The following is a 20,392-nucleotide window of genomic DNA, read 5'->3' on the forward strand; positions in this document are numbered from 1 at the left end:
CAAAAAAGCGGCTATTATAACCGGTAATTTTTCAAGTTGGCTTCACTTCTCTACGGCTTATCCTAAACTGAATCCAGGTTATATCTCACTGTTAGCGGATTAAGCGATTATGGAATTCAAAGATTATTTAAAAATTCTGGTGCAGCACGACGGCTCCGATCTTTACCTGACGGTCGATGCGCCGCCTGCGGCCAAATTTCAGGGTACATTGAAGCCGCTCGAAAACATCAAATTGACCAAGGAGCGGCTCAAGGAAATCGCCTACGGCCTGATGGACGAGGATCAGCAAAAAGCCTTCGAACATCAGCCCGAACTAAATCTGGCGCTCTCGGAGCCGGGCATCGGCCGTTTCCGGGTCAATATTTTTAAGCAGCGTAACAGCTTCGCGTTGGTGATCCGGAACATCAAGGTCGACATTCCGAATGCGGACAAACTGGGCCTGCCGGAGATATTGAAAAAAGTGATCATGGAAAAGCGCGGCCTGATTCTGTTCGTCGGCGGCACCGGTTCCGGAAAATCGACCTCCTTGGCCGCGCTGATCGACCACCGCAACGCCAATTCGTCGGGCCATATCATCACGATCGAGGACCCGATCGAATACATCCATCCGCACAAGAAATCGCTGGTCAACCAGCGCGAGGTCGGCGTCGACACGCTGAGTTATGAGGACGCGCTGAAGAACACGCTGCGGCAGGCGCCCGACGTGATCCTGATCGGTGAAATCCGTAGCCAGGAAACGATGGAGCACGCGCTGGCGTTTGCCGAAACCGGTCATCTCTGCCTGTCCACGCTGCATGCGAACAACGCGAATCAGGCACTGGACCGGATCATCAATTTCTTCCCCGAAGAGCGCCGGAATCAGTTGCTGCTCGATCTGTCGCTGAATTTGAAAGCGTTCGTTTCCCAGCGCCTGGTGCCGACGGTCGACGGCAAGCGCACCGCCGCGATCGAGATTCTGCTCGGCACGCAACTGGTCCGCGACCTGATTCAGAAAGGCGATATCCACAGCATCAAGGAAGCGATGGAGAAATCCGAAAATGTCGGAATGCAGACCTTCGACAGCCACTTGCTGCGCCTTTACAAGTCGGGCGTGATTTCGCTCGAGGAAGCGCTGCAGAATTCCGATTCCCCGAACAACCTGAAACTGAAGATCAATCTGAGCGAAGGCAAGGGCTCGGCTGCGGCCAAAACCGGCGATGCGGCTCAAGACGGCGGGCTTGGTTCCTTGTCGCTGCAGGCGATTCAGAAAGAAGAAGAGGAAGAAGAGGGAACCTAAAACAAGGCTTCGGACAACAGCGCCGCATTCCCCCCGATCGCCGCGCTGTTGATCGTGACCGTCTGTTCGGAAGCCAGGCGGCGCAGATAATCCGGACCGCCGGCTTTCGGTCCGGTTCCGGACAATCCCATCCCCCCGAACGGCTGTACGCCGACCACCGCGCCGATCATGTTTCGATTGATGTAGATATTGCCGACGCGTGCCCGCTCGACGATGAACCGGATATGGCTTTGGATCCGGCTCTGTATGCCCAGGGTCAGACCGTAGCCGATTCCGTTGATCTGCTCGATGACTTCGGCTAATTTATTCGCGCGATAGCGTACCAGATGCAATATGGGACCGAAAATTTCCTGTTCGAGCTGGCCTATCTGGTCGATTTCGATCAGCGTCGGCGGAAAGAAGCTGCCATGTTTCAATTCAGGGGATAAAGGCATCCGATAAAGAATCTTCGCCTGACTCCGCATGTTTTCGACATGACTCGCCAGCTGATTTGCGGCCTGGGCATTGATCACCGGTCCGATGTCGGTCGCCAAAAGTCCGGGATCGCCGATATTCAACTCCCGCATCGCGCCGCTCAAAAGCTCGATCACGCGGTCCGCGATTTCTTCCTGCACATACAGGACCCGTAACGCGGAACAGCGCTGCCCTGCGCTGTTGAAAGCCGAAAGGGCCGCGTCCATCACCAGCTGCTCGATATGCGCCGAACTGTCCGCGATCATCGCGTTCTGGCCGCCGGTTTCGGCGATCAGCGGCACGATTGCAGGTTGATGCTGTGCAAGCGTCCGGTTAATCGAGCGTGCGGTAGCGGTGGAGCCGGTAAATACGACGCCGCCCAGACCCGGAACGGTCAATAAATGACTGCCGATCAGGCCGCCCTCGGCAGGCAGAAATTGCAGAACTTCGGCCGGGATGCCGGCCTGGTGCATCACCTGGATGCAGCGCATCGCAGTCAAGGAGGTCTGGGCGGCAGGCTTGGCGATGACCGTATTGCCTGCGGCCAGCGCCCCGGCGACCTGGCCGAGAAAAATGGCGATCGGGAAGTTCCACGGACTGATGCAGACCACCGCGCCGCGCCCGGTTTGCGACAGGTAGTTTTCTTCGCCGGTGGGCCCCGGCATCCGCGTCGGCTTTCCGAACAGTTTGCCGGCTTCGGCCGCATAATAGCGGCAAAAATCGACCGCCTCGCGCACTTCGGCCAGCGCGTCCCGGATCGTGCGGCCACCCTCGCGGACGCACAGCGAAACCAGTTCAAGCCGGTGCGCTTCCAACAGTCCGGCCGCTCGGTTCAGATAGGCGGTGCGTTCGGCGACCGGAACCCGCCGCCACTCCGAAAAAGCCTGTAAGGCGGAAGAAGCGGCCTTGCCGACCGTTTCCGGGTCCGCATAAGTTATTTCGCCGATTTGCAGGTGTCGATCGCAGGGATTGAATACCGGCTGTTTGGAGCCATGGCCGGGCCTGCCGTCGATCAATGGATGCGCCTGCCATTTGCGTTCGGCCAGTGCGTCGAGTTCGGCCTGCAGGCCGTCTGCGATGCGGGGAGTGCTCAGGTTGGTCCCGGCCGAATTCAGGCGTTCCGGGCCGAAAAGATCGGCCGGCCGAACTATCCGCACAGGCGCCTCCCGCAATTTAACGATCGGATCCTCGATGATTTGCTCCAAGCTGATCGAGGGATTTTCGACCCGGTTCAGGAATGAGGTATTGGCTCCGTTTTCGAGCAGGCGCCGGACCAGATACGGCAGCAGGTCGTCGAAATTGCCGACCGGCGCATAAACCCGGCAGGCCTGCGAGTGATCTTTCGCCAGTTCCGCGTAAAACGCTTCACCCATCCCATGCAGCCGCTGAAATTCGAAATCTGCATCCGGTTTCGCCATCGTCAGGATCGCGGCGGCGGTATGGGCGTTATGAGTCGCGAATTGCGGGTAAAATGCTTCGGGATGCGCAAGCATCGCTTCCGCGCAGGCCAGGTAAGAGGCATCGGTCGCGCTTTTGCGGGTAAATACCGGATAGCCTTCAAGCCCCAGTTCTTGTGCGCGTTTGATTTCACCGTCCCAGTAGGCCCCTTTGACCAGCCTGAGCGGAATCCGGCGCCGGTGCCTTTCAGACAGCGCGGCCAGCCAGTGAATCACGGGCAGCGCGCGTTTTTGATATGCCTGCACGGCCAATCCGAAACCCTCCCATCCCTGAAGCTCCGGTTGGGCATATACCCACTCAAAAATATCCAGCGACAGGTCCAGCCGTTCCGATTCTTCGGCATCGACGGTCAGATTGATGTTTGCGGCACACGCCACGCGGCTCAAATCGAGCAGCTTGCGGCTCAGTTCGCCGACCGCACGCTGTTTTTGCAGGGGTTCGTAGCGGGGGCAAAGCGCCGACAATTTGACCGATATGCCGGAATTTACGAGAGGATTGTTAAACGCTGCAATTTCAGCCAGCTGTTTGATCGCCTGCCGGTAGGCTTCAAAGTAATGCTCTGCATCCGCCGATGTCAATGCCGCCTCCCCAAGCATGTCGAACGAATAGCGTGCGCCGGACTCTGCAGCCAGCTTACCCACGGCACCTTCGATTGTTTCATCGAACACGAACTGGTCCGCGAGTAACTGCATTCCTTGTTTGACCGCAGTGCGGATCAACGGCGCACTCAGTTTTCCCAGCCAGTCGTCGTCCCCTAGACCTTCGATCCTCCCGGTTATCGACAGGGCGCCATTCAGCAATTTGACCAGCAGCGTATCGTGCGTTGTGCGATGCCGGCTCCAATCCACCGAGCCTAATTTGTCCCGCAAAAATATATCTTGAGTGGCGGAATCGGGTATACGCAACAAGGCTTCGGCAATCTCCATCAGCACGAGACCTTCTTGAGTGTTCAGTTGATATTCATGCAGCAGCGTATTGACCAGGGATTGGCGGCCGCTTTCGGTTCGGACTGCAACGACGAGCTTGCCTGCCAATTGGGCGGAGACGGATGGATCGTAGTTTTTTAAGCTTTCGACAAGCGACGCCGATAGCTGTTCTTCATCGGCGAGATAAGTTGCGTCAATGGCGGCGCGCAGGGCAGGTAACGGATCAGCGTTCATTTTGAGTTGAAGCGGGCAGGCATGAATTTCGAAAGCCGTGACGGAATGAAAAATTTCTGATTCAGACTATCATGTAAACGTTTTCCCATAACTTGCAACCCTTAGAGTAAAGCCCATGGAAATGTATCCGAAAAAAACCTGTTCGATCGATCGGCTGGTGACCCAGCCGAAACTTGTCGAGGCCGCTAAAACCGGCACCAAAACCCAGCAGCGCCGGGACGGCGTGTACGGCTGGCCGGGAGAAACTTTTATCCTCGACGGCCAGGCATTCGTGATTACCGATCTGGTCCGCCAACGGCTGGGCGATCTGACCGACCAGGACGCCCGGGCGGAAGGGTTTCCGGACCTGGAAACTTACAAAGGGTTGATCATTCGAATGCATCCCGGCATGGAATGGAATCCGGACAGTCTGGTTTGGGTGCACAGTTTCGCCGCACTGGTAGAAGTGTGAGGAACGCGTATTATCAGTCTTGCTGACGATCAGGAATAACACATCACCCGGTTGCGCCCGGCCTGTTTACCCCGATAGAGCGCAATATCCGCCAATTTGATGCTTTTCTCTATCGGGTGTTCCGTTCGATGTTCGCAAAGACCGATCGTCAGGGTCACCGAATAGTCTTTACCGTCTATCTGGAAAACGTGTTCCGCCACTGTTGCGCAGATTTTTTCGGCCAGCACCCGGGCCCCGTCAAGGTCCGTGTGCGGCAACAACAGCAGGAATTCCTCTCCGCCCCAGCGGGCCAGCGTATCGCCCTTGCGCAACTGCCGTTTGACGAATTCGGCGACCGCACTGAGAATCTGGTCGCCCGTCTCATGCCCATAGTTATCGTTGATTTTTTTGAAATGGTCGATGTCGACGAACGCCACTGACAGAGCGGTCTGCTCTCTCTCCGCCAATTTTCCTTGTTGAAGCAGAAAGTCGAGCATTCGGCGCCGATTGTACAAACCGGTCAACGGATCGGTATGAGCCTGTTTTTCGAGTTCCTGTTCCAGGTAGATCGAAGCCAGGCGGAAGTAGTAGCTGATCACGCCCTGTGCGGCGAATGCAATCACGATATTGGTGCGGTCAAGCAGTTTGACTAGATTGTCTGAAAGCAGGGGACTGGGCGGACGGTTGGAGGTATAGATGCTGAGCAGCAGAAATTCGATGCAAAGCGCGACCGAGATAAATATGATCGCTTTTCCCTCGAATCGGTTATTGAACAACGTGAACGGGACGGCGGCGAACAGGTAATACTGAAAACCCGCTTGCCAGCCTACCGTCGGAACGACAAGCAGAGTATGTGAAATCACTTCGACCGTCATCAACAGGATGGCCGTATTGTAACGGTCTTGGTGATTCATTAACCACGCGCTGATCCAAAGGATCGAACTGGCGATGTTCAAAAAGGACAATTCGGGGAAGCCCAGGGCGTAAAATATCGGTATGAGGGCTAGATGAACCAGAATGCCGATATAGCCGACCGAATTGATCACCATAAAAATACGGTAATTATGCCGGCTATGGCTACCGTTTCCCGCAATCCTGTTCATGCCACCTCTACCTTTATTCCCAAAAAGCTTCGCCGATGACAAACGCGAAGCTCTCATCCAACAGATGAATTTCGGATGATGGGGTTAATGTGGGGATTATCTTAAGTTGCCTATAATCCTTGTGCAAGTTTAAAATGTCATAAACCTTAAATAATAAGGTTAGTTTTCCAGCCAGTCTTGCGGCTTCAAATATTGGTCGTAAAGTACCGCTTCCCGGCTGCCCGGTTCGGGCTGCCAATTGTAGCGCCAGTGCGCCACCGGGGGCATCGACATCAGAATCGATTCGGTCCGTCCGCCCGACTGCAGGCCGAACAGCGTGCCCCGGTCGTAGACCAGGTTGAATTCGACATAGCGCCCGCGCCGGTAGAGTTGAAATTCGCGCTCCCGCTCGCCGTAAAGTGTAGACTTACGCTTCTGCACGATCGGCAGATAGGCCGGGAGATAGTGGTTGCCGACGCTTTGCAGGAACGCGAACGAACGATCGAAACCCCATTCATTCAGATCATCGAAAAACAGCCCTCCGGCGCCGCGGGTTTCGTTGCGGTGCTTCAGATAGAAATACTCGTCGCACCATTTCTTATAAGTGGGATACACCATTTCTCCGAACGGCTCGCAGGCGGCTTTGGCGGTCCGATGCCAATGGATCACATCTTCCCGGAACGGATAAAAGGGCGTCAGATCGAAGCCGCCGCCGAACCACCACACATCAGGTTCTCCGGCCTTTTCGGCAATTAAAAAACGCACATTCGCATGCGAGGTCGGTACATAAGGATTGTTTGGATGAATAACCAAAGAGACGCCCATTGCCTGAAACTGCCGATCGGCCAATTCCGGGCGTTTGGCCGTGGCCGACGGCGGCAGTTTGAAGCCGGAGACATGCGAGAAATTGACGCCCCCCTGTTCGAAAACGGAACCGCCTGCCAGGACCCGCGTTCTGCCTCCGCCGCCCTCGGTACGCTCCCAAAGATCTTCGACAAAGTGCGCGGCGCCGTCCTCTTCCTGTTCGAGCGCGGCGCAGATTCGATCCTGGAGGTTTAGCAAATAGTCTTTTACGGCTTCAATTCGGTGAGTTTTCATGCTTTTTGCGCTGGGCGAGGTGAATCAGGGCAGGTGGGCCTTCGTCTCCGGAAGGCGGACAATATCTATCGAATATGTTATATTATCACAACTTTGTTAGTTCATTCGCCTTCTCATGCGCTCGTCTTCCTCCTCATCCGCCCATGCTTCGGCAAAACACGACCATACCAAATGCATCAGCGCCGCCCTGGACACCGCCGAGCAGCTTTGCGTGGTGCGCGGCGTGCAATTGACGCCGATCCGCCTGCAGGTTTTGAAACTGATCTGGGAAAGCCACCAAGCGGTCAAAGCGTATGAGCTGCTGGACCGCCTGAAGCCCTTGAAGCAGGAAGCCAAACCGGCGACGGTTTACCGGGCGCTCGATTTTTTGATCGAACAGGGACTGATCCACCGGATCGAAAGCCTGAATGCGTTTATCGGCTGCCATTATTCCGGCCAGCAGCACGAGCAATTATTGCTGATCTGCAAAGAGTGTCACGAAGTCGAAGAGCGCTCCGCACCCGCGGTGATGGACGCGCTGTCGTCCGAAATCGACCAGGCCGGCTTCATCGCCCACAGCAAAGCGATCGAAATTCATGGAATTTGCGCCAAGTGCTCGAAAGAGACGGATGCGCAGGGATAAATTGCAAACTCGCCTCCGCTTTTAAGGCTTTCCCGAAGCCATCCTTTACTGCGGCGCCGGTCGGTTCCCGGTTCGGCGCTTTTTCCTCGCCCCGTCTTGATACCTTACCCGCGATCATCCATACTTCGAGCACTTCTATGTCGCTGAATGTGTCCGGCCGGCTGATCCGTTTTTATTCCGATCAGGCGCTCGGCAAAACGGCCGTATTGGTGAGGGTGGGATGGCAATTTTTTGCGCGATGATCCGGTTCAATCCGAAAAAATGCAGATCATGCAAAGAAGCGGTCTAATTCGCTGCGAACTGGAACTAGGGGACCGATTGATGGAATCATTCGGGTAGAAGCCGATGAAAGACATGTTCTTGACCGAGATTGAAAAAGATTCCGAAGCGATCGTATTGCTGCACGGACTGAAACGCACCCGCCGCAGTATGGAGAAGGCGGCTAGGTTGCTGGCGGATTTCGGTTACAAAATCGTGAATCTCGACTATCCATCCACCCGGCAGGCCGTGGAGCCGTTGGCGCTGGCGTGTATCGGGCGGGCAGTGCGGGAATGCGAGGCCTCCGGAGTCGGCAAGGTCCATTTCCTGACCCATTCGATGGGTGGGATACTGGTCCGCTATTACCTGTCGGTCGAGCCGATCGAAAAGCTGGGACGGGTAGTGATGCTGGCGCCGCCGAACGGGGGCAGTGAGATTGTCGATAAACTGGGAGGCTGGCGGCTGTTTTATCTGCTCAACGGTCCGGCCGGGCTACAGCTCGGCACAGGGCATGACAGCCTGCCGAATCGGCTCGGCAAAGTCGATTTCGAGGCCGGCGTGATCGCCGGCGACAGGACGATCAACCCTTGGCTGTCGCTGCTGTTCCAGGATCCGAACGATGGCAAGGTGGCGGTCAGCCGAACGCAGGTCGAAGGAATGCGCGATTTTATCGTGCTGCCTTATTCCCACACCTTCATTATGCGGCGCAACTCGGTCATCCGCCAAGCATTGCATTTCATACAGCAGGGGCGCTTTTTCAAATAAGCCGCTTATTATTGAACGGTAGTCCGGTTGGCTTGCGCCAACTGGAGTTGTTCGGTCAGACGGGCCGTCGTTTTCATCTGTTTATAGATGCGCATCACCTTGTCGGGATAGCGCGAGCCTTTGCTCAAGCTCCCGTTATAGCGCAGCAAGGTGCGCCGGATATTGCCGTTGCTGACATCTTTGTACTGCGCCAGGATATGGCTGCCGAGCGAAATGTTTTTACGCGGATCGTACAAAGCGGGCAGGCCGCCGATCCTTTTGACTTTTTTGGGATGAGCCTTGGCCAGAACCTGCATTAGACCACGCGCGCCGGCCGGACTGACCGCCTTTTCCTTGAATTTCGACTCGACCGCGATTACGGCCAGGATCAGTTCGGGCTGCAGCCCTTGCTTCAAACCGTTCCGGAACGCTTCGGAAACGATCGTTGCCGCCTTGCTTTCGGAAATTTTGAAGCGCTCTTTGATGTAGCCTGACAAAGCCCTGATTTTTAAATTATTCGGGTCGATGCTGACCGCTTCTTTCGGAAATTCATGTACGTCGTTTGCGTCGATTTTTAAGGTGGGCGCAACGATCCGCGAAGGTTGTTGAGTAAGACCGGCGCCGATCAGAAACAGCATCGGGATGGTGACGGTATCGTGGTAAGCGCGCTTCAGCAAGATTTGAGTTCGCATATTCGGCCTCTTGGTTTTAAGGATGCCGTTTCAGCGCCACACCGCTGGACAGACCCCGGATTGAACGGCAATATCAGGCAAAAGGTCATGACAATTGCCGGAAAAATAAGGAAAAAATAAGTTTCAATAACAGACTCGCCGGGTTTTCAAGACGGGGGCAGCTTATCGCATTACGGTGACCGGTGCAAACTTTCGAGCCCTGTTTGCGCGGTTAAAAAAGGCAGGGGCGGTTTCAATCATGGTGTAGAATTGGCATAAAAATTGTTTTTCAAATCATTAAATTTTAAGTATTTATTTTTTAACTAGGTGATACGAGTCGGCGCTGGCAAACGTATATTCAAAGAGGATAAAATCGGCGCAAAATCACCGCATCCACCGGCAACGATGACCATGAGCGTATTGGAATCGTATCTTCCGGACGCATTTTCCAGTTTTTCTGCCAAATTTCGTCCAGATCGCGACGAATTTCGATAATTTCCAGCGTTTTCATTCGCTCAGCAGCCGGCAGCACAAATCTAAACTCGGCTTCTTTGGAGCGAAGCCCATGGAATTCGATAAATTCAACTGGCGGGCCGGAAGCGTCTTTTTGATAAATCAATTGACTGTCGGCATAAATTTGGACCGCCTGACTAAGGTTTTGGGCCTTTAAGCGAATCAGCGGAGCATCGCGCCGCGACCGAATACGGATGTCCAGATAGTTTTTTTCCTCCCGGGTACGTTCTTCCGCGATGCTGACGTTGGGCGCGGCGAGCCGGACGGGAGCGGTTTCCCGGACGAGCAGGCGTCCGGCAGGAACGAAATCTTCGAAAATGCCCGCGCGGCTGACTGCAGGCTTCGCGCCCAGAAATTGCCGGGTCCAGTCATCGGGTTCGGAGTCGTAACTGAACCAGCGCGCCGTGTTCGAGACGCTGTCCCACGCATAAACGATGCTGTCGGGCTGCGGCCGGTCCGGACTGAAACCGGCAAGGCGGTCTGCCCGGATCAATAAAATCAATGACGCGGTCAGGAATAGGGCCGGCAGCTTCCGGCCGAATGCACGGTAAAGCGGGTCCAGGGCGGGGGAAACCAATGCCAGCGCCGATGCAATGATGAGCATCAGCAGCCGGTCGGCGTGGAAGCCGAGGGCATGATGGGCCAGATAAAGCGTCGGTGCGACAATGATCCAAACGGCAGCCGAACAGAGGCCGGTGATGAGGGTTACGCTTCTGCCGCTCAGAAACAGGCCGAGCGTCCAGGCGACGGCCATCATAAAGCCGGGAACCGCGGTAAAAAATACGCCGCCCGGAAATTCCAGCGCCAGATAAATGCCGGCGGCGAGCCAGATGCACAGCACGGCCGCCGCATATTCGCGCAGCTTGAGCCATCGGCGCAGGCCCGCATGCAGCAGCATGAATGAAGCGGCGGTGAGGCAGCAGGCCGCAAAAAAATAGCATTCCGCATTGTACGGTTCCGGCAGCCGGCGATAATTTCCGTAGACCTGCATCAGGCCGGCATGGAAGGCATAATTGATGAGCGCGATCAAACCGATCTGCAGCAGGAAAATGCCCGGTTGCAGAAAATAATGTCCGATCCTGCGCCGGCGATAGACGGCTTCGGCGATTGCGAGCAGTAAAAACGACATCAGGAGAACGGCAGTTGCCAGCAACGGGAAATGATCGTCCAGCGAAAAGAGGAACAATTTGCCGAAAGGCAGGTTGAAATAACCGAGGCTGCCTTTTGGGCCTGGAACGGAAAGATCGGCATCGGCGAAATGCCGGGCCAGCTGCAGCATGTTCCGGCCCTGCAGAGCGAAGGTGCGCACGTCCAGGCGTTCCGGATTGTCAAGCCGGGTATGGTAATCGGTCCAGCCTTTGATGAACGCGAAATTCATCCCGGGAATGCCGGCTTCCCGAAACACGGTGAAGTCGGTGTCGTTGTGCAGCAGTTTTTTATAGAACGAAAACATCAGCGACGAGGCGAACGGTTGTACCGCGGCCTCTGCATAATGTTCGACCAGCCGGGCGTTGGGTTCGCTGGTCTCGAACATCAAAAGCATCCCTTTGTTGCCGCGCGCCTCGAAATTGAGCGCGATCCGGCAATCTTTCGCCCACGGGTGCCGCTCGACGAACGCCCGGCTGCCTAAAAGCCCCAATTCTTCGGCATCGGAAAATAAAAAGATCAGGTCGTTTTGGAGAGGAGGGCTCTGTTTCAGGATCCGCAGGACTTCCAGCATCGAGGCGACCGCCGCGCCGTCGTCAGCGGCGCCCGGCGCGTTTTCGGCCGAGTCGTAATGGCCCGCGATCAGCACGGCGCCTCGATGGGCTTTTCCGGCTACGCGCGCCAGGATGTTTTTGATCCGAGCGGCTTTGACGAACGGTTTCGGGTAATAGAACCGTGCCGAAGCGAGCGTTTCCTGTATTTCGGCCCGATAGCCGAGAGCGGCGATTTGTTCGAGCAGGTAGACGGCAACCGCCGCATGCGCCGGGGAGCCGACCGGATGCGGTTCGGCCGCGATATGCCGCACATGCGAAAGCGCACGTTCGGCCGAATAAGCGAAAGCTTCCGGTTCCTGTTGGATGCCCGGAGGAGTCAGCATCCGGCTGCATGCCCAAAACGCTAGAGTCCAGGCCAGAACGATAGCAAAAGCCTGTTGTAAGGCGGGTCGTTTGTACATGTCGGACGAGAAGAAGCATGGAAGGAAAGTCAAGTTTAAACGGCTGTTTCGGAACTGACAATTTATGAAATTGTCAAACCCATACGCTTCCTTTAGAAGCGCTTGAACGTGTACCAAAGAGGTTCTTCCGGCCGTTTCCGACGGAGGCCGGGAGACGGATTTTTTTTACTTTGGGAGGTAAAAAATGAACAAGATAAAGTTGTTGGGCCTTGGGTTATTGATGCTTCTGGGCTCTACGTCGTTCGCAGTTGCCGAGGAGCACGCCGCCGCGGCATTGGATCACGCCCAGCAAGCAGTAACTCATGGCAAGGCCGGCCATGCCTCCGTACTGGTGGAGCATGCGACAGAGGCATTGAAACACGCCCGCGCCGCTTCGGAAGTTGCCAAAGGCGAATCCAAAACCCATATCGATGCGGGGGTCAAATCGCTGGAATCTGCGATCGAACACGGAAAGATGGGCACAGGACATGAGCCGCAAGCTACCAAAGCCGCTGAGGAAGCGGTCGAACACCTGAAACAGGGCAATAAGTAAGCGTCTCTATTGAGACAGGGCGGCTGAGGATGCAGCCGCCCTTGAAAAGAGGCTAGCGCTTACCGTTAAGCTGCGCTTCGATTTTTTCCTTGTATTCGAGAAAATGCAGCGTTTGTAAGGCGTCGGTTCCAGCCAGCCCGAACGCGGAAGGGGACAGATTGAGCTCAGTAATATAAACAGGATAAGTCTGGCCGTTTTTCCTGAACTCGATGATCCGTTCGCTGACGGTCTGGAATAGGCGATTGCCGTATTGCCGGGAATTGAATTCCTCCCCGTTCCAACGTACGGTGACGAGGTCGGCGCTGCCCAGACAGGTTCCGGAAATGCTCAAAGGATTCTGATCATGGCCCATCGGCAAATGGAACGGTACGGGACGGCATTGCCAGCCGGTCTCCGGACGCTTGTCGATTTGATAAAACTGCATCGAGGCGGCTTCGGTGGTTTTCCTGGCGAGGAGGGAATGCAGGAAGCGGGCATACTGGTTGACCAGCTGGACCGTCGCCGCATCCGAATGCCTGCGGATATACAGCGAGCCTTTCTCATCCAGTACGTATATCCGGGCGCCGTTATTTTCCTGCAGGATGAAACATTGCACCGTGTGAGGCAGATTTTCCCGGTAAATAGCCGGAATGGGCGTTTCCTCCAATACCTCCGCATCGAACGTTACCGACCCGTAAAGCTTTCTCGGGCTGCTCAGGATTTCAATGAGCCGGGCTTCATCATCGGCCTGCTGATACTGCAAAAGGCCGTTTTGGCGTGAAAACACGAAATAACGGCCGCTGCCCGCCATAAAATAACGGGGAGCGGGATTTTCCGGACCGCTGCGATGGAGTCTGCGCAGGTCCTCAAACAGCCTTTCGATATGCTGGATGATGCGGCGGTCATGCCCGGGTTTTTCGCAGACGACCGACAACCGATTCCCGTCTCCCGATTGCAGCGTTTCGTTCACGATCTCGATCAGACAATTGCACAATCCTTCAATACCCTGCTCGTGGCGGGTCAGGATTTCATTCCAGTGGTTGACCGATACCCGGTCGACCGTTTCTACCAGACATTCGCGCGATGCGCCGCAGCTCAACGGATTGCCTTGGACCGGCACGGCAAACCGGCCCGTTTCCGTTTGCGGCGTTTGACCGATATTGATGATCAGCAGCGAATGCGTCAGGCTGTTGTGGGCGGCATAATTGCCGAGCGAATCGGAGAAATCGAAATAGTTTTTGAAAAACCCGTCCAGATGTTCAAGGAGTGCGTTTAATTCGCCGCAGGTCGGATGGATCGATTCGGCATTGCAGCGGACAGGCGTATCCTGCCGGTAAAATTTGTTTACGCTGACCCAGCATAAGAGCTCGATCAGGGTCGACCGGCGGTAAATCGGGATCTGCAAGGCGGCATTCTGCCGATTTTTCCTTCCGCAGAACAGACGCCATTCGGGATTTTTCGGGGCGGACCGGTCTTCGACGATCGTCAGATCGGGTTTGACCGGGAGTTCGTTTCCTGAGGCGGTGATGATTTCTACCTTGCCGTGCTTGGGCTCGAAAAATGCGCTCAGTTTCCGCGCAAGCAGCTTGATGTCGTTTTTTTGCGGGATTTCGGATTGGATATGGTCGTAGATTAATTGAATGATTTTGTTGTAACAGAGCGTCAATTGACTGATGATCAGGGTATTTTCGGCCAAGAGTTCTTCAATGCCCCACGCGTCCGGTTCAATCGGTGCTGCAGGCGGCGGATCCTGCAATCGCCAACTCAGGGAAATCTCGCGAAAATAGTCCTCTCCTGCGGGCAGGGTGCCGGTTTGCCCGAGATTTCCTCCGGCCGTATTGATCTTGCGGTAAAAAAACTGCCGTATCAGGGCCAGTCTTGTAGGGCTTTGCGATTTGAGCAGATAGTCTTCCAGCCGGAGGTACAGCAGCACATAGGGATCGGTTCGCGGGCCGGTCAATTCGCCTTCGTACACGGCGCGCTTGATTTCCGAGCACAGCCAGTTGACGTGCGGGTATTCGCTTGCATAGCACTCCATCAGCGACAATTTCAATAAAGATTTGTAGGGCGAATGCAGCGCCTTGTAAACGTGCCATTGCGTAGCGCCGAGAAATTCGTTGGCGGGGACGGCCGCCAGACCGCCCAGGTCGAGAATCCGGTCTGCGTCGATCATGCGGCGTTCGACCAGATAGGCCAGATAATGCGGGTAATCGTGTTCGCGCCAGGGCGGCACCAGCCACCAGGCCAGATCCTTGCCGGCGATATAAACCGAAGTGCGGTAAAACTCTTCAAGCAGTAAATAATGCTGGGTTTCGCCGCTGCTGTCCGCGGAAACCGGTTTTTTCCGGGCAAGCAGGAACTGCTCGCTGTTGATCAGGAAAAAGTGCACTTCCAGGTGTAGCGAGGCGGCCCAATTCTCGATCGCCTGCACCTTTTTCTGCAGTTCGTCGAATTCCGGCGCGGTCAAACCGCTCCGATGGCATAACCATACATCCATATCGCTGGTTAGCGTGAAAGCGATGCTGCCGGCGCTGCCCATCAGAAACAGGCCGTCGATCGCCGCCTTGCCGTTATTGCGCTTTTGCGGACGGTAACTGAAGCCTGAGCCGATTTGCCGGGCGGCTTCGAGCGCACGTTTGTCGGGCCGGTAACCGTAAATGCCGGCCGGCGTCGCCGGCGAGACAAACCCCGGCAAGGCCGGATCGTTGATATCGAGGACCAGCGGCAGCGCATCCAGAAATTGCCGCTGAGGAGAGGTCAGAACGTGGCGGATGCTCTCGCGCTTGAAATGATGGAATTTTCTAAACCGGTCCGCAATGACTTGAAGATCGTCGAAACCGATTTGATCTTCGGAAGAGTCTGATTGTAGGGTTGAAAGTCGGTCTGACACGAAGCCGTCTTCAGGAAGTTTTTTCCTTAAGTATAGTACATGAGGGGGCTTCCTTGTCTGCGGACGAAAGGGCGCGGATTCCGATTTTCCGGCTCTTTCCGAGGAAGCCCGTCGTTTCGGTTATTTCAGGAGCCGGCCGCCATGGTTTGCCGTGCGGTCCGGATCGCTTCCCGGACCGTTTCCGGCGCGGTGCCGCCGATATGTTTACGGGATGCGACCGAGCCTTCCAAAGTCAGGGACTCGAACACATCGGCGTCGATCAGCGGCGAAAACTGCTGCAGTTCGGCCAGCGTCAGTTCGGACAGGTCGCGCCCCGTAGTCAGGCCCAGCCGCACGGCCAGACCGACGGCTTCATGCGCATCGCGGAACGCCATGCCTTTGCGGACCAGATAATCGGCCAGATCGGTTGCAGTGGCGAAGCCCTGTTTTGCCGATTTGTACATGTTTTCCTTCTTGGCCCGGATGTGCGGCACCATGTCGGCATAGGCGCGCAGGCAGTTGATCACCGTATCGACCGTGTCGAACAGCGGTTCCTTGTCTTCCTGGTTGTCCTTGTTGTAGGCGAGCGGCTGGCTTTTCATCAGCATCAGCAAAGACACCAGGTGCCCGGTCACCCGGCCGGACTTGCCGCGCACCAGCTCCGGCACATCGGGATTTTTCTTTTGCGGCATGATCGACGAGCCGGTGCAGAAAGCGTCCGGAATTTCGATGAAGTTGAATTGGGCGCTGGACCAGAGAATCAGCTCCTCCGAGAAGCGCGACAGATGCATCATCAGCAGGCTCGCAGCCGCCGTGAATTCGATCGCGAAATCGCGGTCGCTGACCGAATCGAGCGAGTTGGCCGAGGGCCGGCTGAAGCCGAGCAGTTCGGCGGTCAAGGCGCGGTCGATCGGGTAACTGGTGCCGGCCAGGGCGGCCGCGCCGAGCGGCATCACGTTGATCCGCTTCAGGCAGTCCCGGAAGCGCTCGCGGTCGCGCTGCAGCATTTCGAACCAGGCCATCAGATGATGGCCGAAGGTGATCGGCTGCGCGACCTGCAAATGCGTGAAGCCGGGCATGATCGTGCCGGCGTTTATTTCGGCCAGATCCAAGATTGCGGTTTGCAGCCGGTTCAGCTGGTTTTCGATCTGGCCGGTTTCGCTGCGCAGGTACAGACGGATGTCGGTTGCGACCTGATCGTTGCGCGAGCGGCCGGTATGCAGCTTCTTGCCGGCGATCCCGATCAGGTCGGTCAGCCGCGCCTCGATGTTCATATGTACGTCTTCCTGCTTGATCGACCAGGTAAACTCGCCGCGTTCGATTTCTCCCGCAATCTGCCTGAGCCCTTGTTCGATCGCCGCGCATTCGTCATCGGTCAGGATGCCGGTCTTGGCGAGCATCTTTGCATGCGCGATCGAGCCTTGAATGTCCTGTGCGGCCATCCGTTTGTCGAAATCGACAGAAGCGGTAAAAATTTCGACGAAGGCATCGGTTGCCTCGGCAAAGCGGGCGCTGGAAAGTTTTTCGGTGTTAACGTTGGTCATGGGGTAAACGGGGTCAAGTCAGAAGCGGATGATGAAGCATCATTCCCGGAGCGGTCAAAAAATGCGCCGATTATATCAGGTTTGAAAACCTTTTTTCGTTTCCCCGGCCCGCAGCTCAACCAGGCTCAATCAAGAAGCTGGCCGGATAGGCTGGAACCCCAGAGCAGTTGATGTTTGGTGTCCCTTCTCAAGGGTCTCAAACAGCGGCCAGCCTGCTATATAAGGATATTCCCTGCCGTATCGGCCGGGCCGCAAAGCGGTTTGAACTTGAAACGCTACGCGGTAAGCGACGGGCAAAGAAAGCCCGTTTTGATGTTGAGCGCCGAAGGGCCGATGCCTGATGACAAAGGGTGTGGCGCTGTTACACCCCTCGTTGTCCAAGGCGTTAACTGTCTCACTTCGGCCGATTGTGTTGAAAGGGTCGATTTTTGGCCAATTTCAGCCGATTTGACCCTGCGTATAGCGGGTCACGCAATGTTCTGAATATCCCTACATTTTGAGATAAGCCGCTTTCTATCCCAAACCGATTTTTTCAACACAATCCGCCATTAACAGCCAGTTGCTCTTTTACACCGGGCGACTGGTCAAAGTATGGAGCAGTCATTCAATGCGTATCATTAATCGAAAAGCCTTCCTTCCATGCGTAAAAACAAGGTCAAGAATAAAATTAAACGACTTGAATAGACCACAGTTTACTGTCGGCTCGATTCGGTGGTTATCTTTTTTTACCTCTGCAAACTCAACATTATCACGCCAGAAAAAACCAACAAGACTCCACACAGTCCTTGTACCGACAGCTTCTGCTCCGGAAAAAGCAACAGCGCAGCGAAGGTGATCACAAGGATTTGGCCCGCCTTGACTGCTGAGGCGTACCCAGGATTTGGAGCCAGTTTCAGGGCTTCTATATCGGCAAGATTCCCAATGCATGCAAAAACCGAAGCCAGTGCGAGGAGACCAAGAGCTTGCCAGCTTATGCCCAACTGAAAACCTCGCTTCATGCCCAAGATTAAGTAGAGAACCGACGTAAACGTGAACAGGTAGAGCAAAATAAGGGGAGTAGGCAGCACATAAGTCAGTTTCTTGAGAATCAGTGCCATACAGGCGAAACTGAACATGCCAATCAAAGCGGCAACAAACCAACTTATTTGAAAGAAAGCCATATGAAATTTGCTAAAAGAGATAGCGTTTGCTGTGAGAGGCTACGGTAAGCGGGTGAACCCCACGGGAAAATGTCCGCTCGATGGAAAGGTTCGGCGTGGTTAGAAATCGATGCCGGACGAACCGGCCTGACAGCTCGGATATTTGCGTTGGAAGACATTAGCGCCATTTGCGCCATAAACGTTGCTACATTGCGCTTCCAGACACTCCCTTCGATAAACAGACTGCCCATGATCAGTGCCTTCCGCACCCCGAGGCCGCTGCACCCTGATTGTTGCGATTGATGTAGCCTATCTGGGTCGTCGCTGTACTGCCGCTACGGAATGCTTTCTGAAGCTTAACAAATAATTAGAGTGTTTCAAATAGCATCCAGTTGGGATGAATTCATGGCAATTAGGTCACTGTATCTCCTCAGGAGGCTCATTGTCGAGCTTCGTTGGATAGTTGAGATGGAGTTTCTTTTTTTAAGACAGTCCATTATGTAAAACTGGCTAGCCTTAAACCTTTTCAGTGAAATGACTGATTCAGGTCGAACTCAAGCTCCCTATGTCGGGTCTGATTTACAGGAGGAAGCGTCTTTACCATCAAAAAAAAGAAGCGACCTACAACCCTCGCATTGGATTTTCCACTGGGGTAAGAAGATCACCCGATGGGGAAATGACGGTTTTCGAAGGGATAAACAGAACTTATGATGCCATCTGCCAGAGTAACGAAGCTGATGCTTAGCGAGGGACTAATGAAGACCAACCCACGATGCTGTAAAGCACCACCCTTCAGCGCCCTTTGGCGCCGCGTTGCTCCCGGGGCCAGCTGGCTTCTGCGAGAGGCGTTTATCTTAAGCACGCAGATACTTGTAATTATGATTGCACTCCTAAGCCCCGCGGCCCAGGCCAATGATCTGAGTTGCCTCACCCGCATCATCTACCGTGAGGCGGGCGGAAAGTCCGTTGAAGCGGTAGCGATTACCGCCCGCGCTGCGATCAATCGGGCCCAAAAGCAACGCACGACCGCCTGCGGATTGATCCGTAAGGGCACCGTAAAAGCCAAACCCGTACCCATATCCCTAGCGCCTTACTTCAAAGCCATTGCCAGAGCGGCGTTGTATTCCAAGCACGATATCGCCAAAGGGGCAGATTCTTGGAATACCGGGCGCAAGCCGCGCTATAAAGGCGCGATCAAACGTCAGGCTGGAGGCCAGGTTTACTATGCAATGCGAGAGAATTAAGTGGAAAACTCAAGAGTTATTTTCAGACTGATTCAAACAGTAGTCTGAAGTGACGACAGCGCTAAATGAAAAACTGGAAGAGTTGCTTTATTTATCATACAAGTCGTTCCGGAGGGAGAGGGGACTTATCCGGAGCTTCCTAATAAGCGGAATCTGAAAAGACTTGAAGAAATTGTTTAGCTCAAGGCTTGACCGCCACGCCCCAGGGATAGTGTCCGACCCCGATCGATTGGCGGACGCTCATCGTTTCGAGGTCGATGATCGAAATGTCGTTGCTGACGCCGTTGGTCGTGTACAGCCGTTTTTGATCCGGGGAAAAGGCCAAATTCCAGACCCGCTGGCCGACCAGGAAATAATTTTTGACTTCAAACGTCTCCGCATCGACCTGTGCGACCCGGTTCGCAGGGCCCAAAGCGATATAGGCCCATTTGCGGTTCCGGTCGATCGCGACGCCGACCGGCTGGATATTGTCCGGCGTCACGCCCGGAACCTCAAACTTGACCGTCTTGACGATCCGGCGCGTCTCCGCATCGATTACGGCCGCCGTTCCTCCCAGTTCCGAGCTGACCCACAGCTGCTTGCCGTCGGGGGTAAACGTCACTCCCCGCGGGCGCGTATCGACCAGCGTGTTGTCGACGATCTCCAGGCTTTTCTGATCGATCCAGTGCACCATGTTGGTCGCTTCGGAGGCGTTTACAACCCATTTCGAATCCGGGCTGACGGCGACCGGTTCCGGCTCGACTCCGACCTTGATCTTTTTGACGGCTTTTTTCGAAGCGATATCGATCACGGTGACCAAGCTATCGTCTTCGTTCGAGACATAGAGCCGGTTGCCCTCGGGATTCATCGCGAAGGTTTCCGGATCGTCGCCGGAGGGCAGGGTGCCGATCACCTTCAGCGTCTCCGTATCGACGATCTGCAGCGTGTCGTCATCGCCGGCGGCGATGTAAAGATGCCGCCGGTCCTTGCCGAGCACGATCCCGCGCGGACGCCGGCCGACCGGCACGGTTTTCAGCAGCTTGCCTTCGACGGGATCGACTACCGCCAGCGCGTTGTCTTTTTCCAGGGTCACGAAAAGGGTTTCGGCGTACGCCGGGCCTCCGGCCAGAAGCAGAATCGTATAAACAAGGCGTTTCATAAAATTTCCGACAGAGGGGAA

Annotated in this window: 15 protein-coding genes; 6 read left to right on the forward strand and 9 right to left on the reverse strand. The window is 55.2% G+C overall.

Annotated elements, in window-relative coordinates; genetic code table 11:
• Positions 1 to 109 precede the first annotated feature (109 nt).
• Positions 110 to 1,276 (forward strand): PilT/PilU family type 4a pilus ATPase, encoded by a 1,167-nt coding sequence (locus JJL52_RS04100; protein ID WP_202051125.1) that lies wholly within the window; start codon positions 110 to 112, stop codon positions 1,274 to 1,276.
• Here JJL52_RS04100 and putA read toward each other — a convergent pair.
• Positions 1,273 to 4,347, reverse strand: a complete 3,075-nt coding sequence (gene putA, locus JJL52_RS04105) for a bifunctional proline dehydrogenase/L-glutamate gamma-semialdehyde dehydrogenase PutA (protein WP_202051126.1) — start codon at positions 4,345 to 4,347, stop codon at positions 1,273 to 1,275. The genes JJL52_RS04100 and putA overlap by 4 nt on opposite strands.
• A 115-nt stretch (positions 4,348 to 4,462) precedes the next feature.
• Between putA and JJL52_RS04110 the strand changes: the two genes are divergently transcribed.
• Positions 4,463 to 4,798 carry an ASCH domain-containing protein gene (locus JJL52_RS04110; RefSeq protein WP_202051127.1) on the forward strand — a complete coding sequence of 112 codons (336 nt, stop codon included), beginning with the start codon at positions 4,463 to 4,465 and terminating at the stop codon, positions 4,796 to 4,798.
• 29 nt (positions 4,799 to 4,827) lie between these two features.
• On the opposite strand, the gene JJL52_RS04115 is transcribed toward JJL52_RS04110, so the two are convergent.
• Positions 4,828 to 5,880, reverse strand: a complete 1,053-nt coding sequence (locus JJL52_RS04115) for a GGDEF domain-containing protein (RefSeq protein ID WP_202051128.1) — start codon at positions 5,878 to 5,880, stop codon at positions 4,828 to 4,830.
• Positions 5,881 to 6,039: 159 nt separating this feature from the next.
• The gene (gene hemF, locus JJL52_RS04120; RefSeq protein ID WP_202051129.1) at positions 6,040 to 6,957 is read right to left on the reverse strand and encodes an oxygen-dependent coproporphyrinogen oxidase; all 918 of its coding nucleotides are present in this window, start codon (positions 6,955 to 6,957) and stop codon (positions 6,040 to 6,042) included.
• Positions 6,958 to 7,072: 115 nt separating this feature from the next.
• On the opposite strand from hemF, the gene JJL52_RS04125 reads away from it, so the two are divergent.
• Together JJL52_RS04125 and JJL52_RS04130 are read left to right on the forward strand one after the other, a co-directional pair.
• On the forward strand, positions 7,073 to 7,579 hold the full coding sequence (locus JJL52_RS04125; RefSeq protein WP_202051130.1) for a transcriptional repressor: 507 nt from the start codon (positions 7,073 to 7,075) through the stop codon (positions 7,577 to 7,579).
• A 345-nt stretch (positions 7,580 to 7,924) separates the two neighbouring features.
• Positions 7,925 to 8,602 carry an esterase/lipase family protein gene (locus JJL52_RS04130; RefSeq protein WP_202051131.1) on the forward strand — a complete coding sequence of 226 codons (678 nt, stop codon included), beginning with the start codon at positions 7,925 to 7,927 and terminating at the stop codon, positions 8,600 to 8,602.
• Between the two features lie 8 nt (positions 8,603 to 8,610).
• Here JJL52_RS04130 and JJL52_RS04135 read toward each other — a convergent pair whose 3' ends face one another.
• Positions 8,611 to 9,273 (reverse strand): lytic transglycosylase domain-containing protein, encoded by a 663-nt coding sequence (locus JJL52_RS04135; RefSeq protein ID WP_202051132.1) that lies wholly within the window; start codon positions 9,271 to 9,273, stop codon positions 8,611 to 8,613.
• A gap of 337 nt (positions 9,274 to 9,610) precedes the next feature.
• On the reverse strand, positions 9,611 to 11,926 hold the full coding sequence (locus JJL52_RS04140; protein ID WP_202051133.1) for a M20/M25/M40 family metallo-hydrolase: 2,316 nt from the start codon (positions 11,924 to 11,926) through the stop codon (positions 9,611 to 9,613).
• A 184-nt stretch (positions 11,927 to 12,110) separates the two neighbouring features.
• Between JJL52_RS04140 and smbP the strand changes: the two genes are divergently transcribed.
• The gene (gene smbP / locus JJL52_RS04145; RefSeq protein WP_202051134.1) at positions 12,111 to 12,458 is read left to right on the forward strand and encodes a small metal-binding protein SmbP; all 348 of its coding nucleotides are present in this window, start codon (positions 12,111 to 12,113) and stop codon (positions 12,456 to 12,458) included.
• Positions 12,459 to 12,510: 52 nt separating this feature from the next.
• Here the strand turns inward: smbP and JJL52_RS04150 are convergent, their stop codons facing one another.
• The 3 genes from JJL52_RS04150 to JJL52_RS04160 form a co-directional block, all read right to left on the reverse strand.
• Positions 12,511 to 15,327 carry a class I adenylate cyclase domain-containing protein gene (locus JJL52_RS04150; RefSeq protein ID WP_202051135.1) on the reverse strand — a complete coding sequence of 939 codons (2,817 nt, stop codon included), beginning with the start codon at positions 15,325 to 15,327 and terminating at the stop codon, positions 12,511 to 12,513.
• Between the two features lie 125 nt (positions 15,328 to 15,452).
• On the reverse strand, positions 15,453 to 16,850 hold the full coding sequence (argH, locus tag JJL52_RS04155) for an argininosuccinate lyase (protein WP_202051136.1): 1,398 nt from the start codon (positions 16,848 to 16,850) through the stop codon (positions 15,453 to 15,455).
• Between the two features lie 725 nt (positions 16,851 to 17,575).
• On the reverse strand, positions 17,576 to 18,010 hold the full coding sequence (locus JJL52_RS04160) for a hypothetical protein (protein ID WP_202051137.1): 435 nt from the start codon (positions 18,008 to 18,010) through the stop codon (positions 17,576 to 17,578).
• Between the two features lie 734 nt (positions 18,011 to 18,744).
• Here JJL52_RS04160 and JJL52_RS04165 point away from each other — a divergent pair.
• Positions 18,745 to 19,233 (forward strand): hypothetical protein, encoded by a 489-nt coding sequence (locus tag JJL52_RS04165; RefSeq protein WP_202051138.1) that lies wholly within the window; start codon positions 18,745 to 18,747, stop codon positions 19,231 to 19,233.
• A gap of 181 nt (positions 19,234 to 19,414) precedes the next feature.
• Here JJL52_RS04165 and JJL52_RS04170 read toward each other — a convergent pair whose 3' ends face one another.
• Positions 19,415 to 20,371: a PQQ-dependent catabolism-associated beta-propeller protein gene (locus JJL52_RS04170; RefSeq protein ID WP_202051139.1), complete on the reverse strand. Its 957-nt coding sequence runs from the start codon at positions 20,369 to 20,371 to the stop codon at positions 19,415 to 19,417.
• Positions 20,372 to 20,392 lie beyond the last annotated feature (21 nt).

Source organism: Candidatus Methylomicrobium oryzae, from assembly GCF_016745425.1.
GTDB classification, from domain to species: Bacteria; Pseudomonadota; Gammaproteobacteria; order Methylococcales; family Methylomonadaceae; genus Methylomicrobium; species Methylomicrobium oryzae.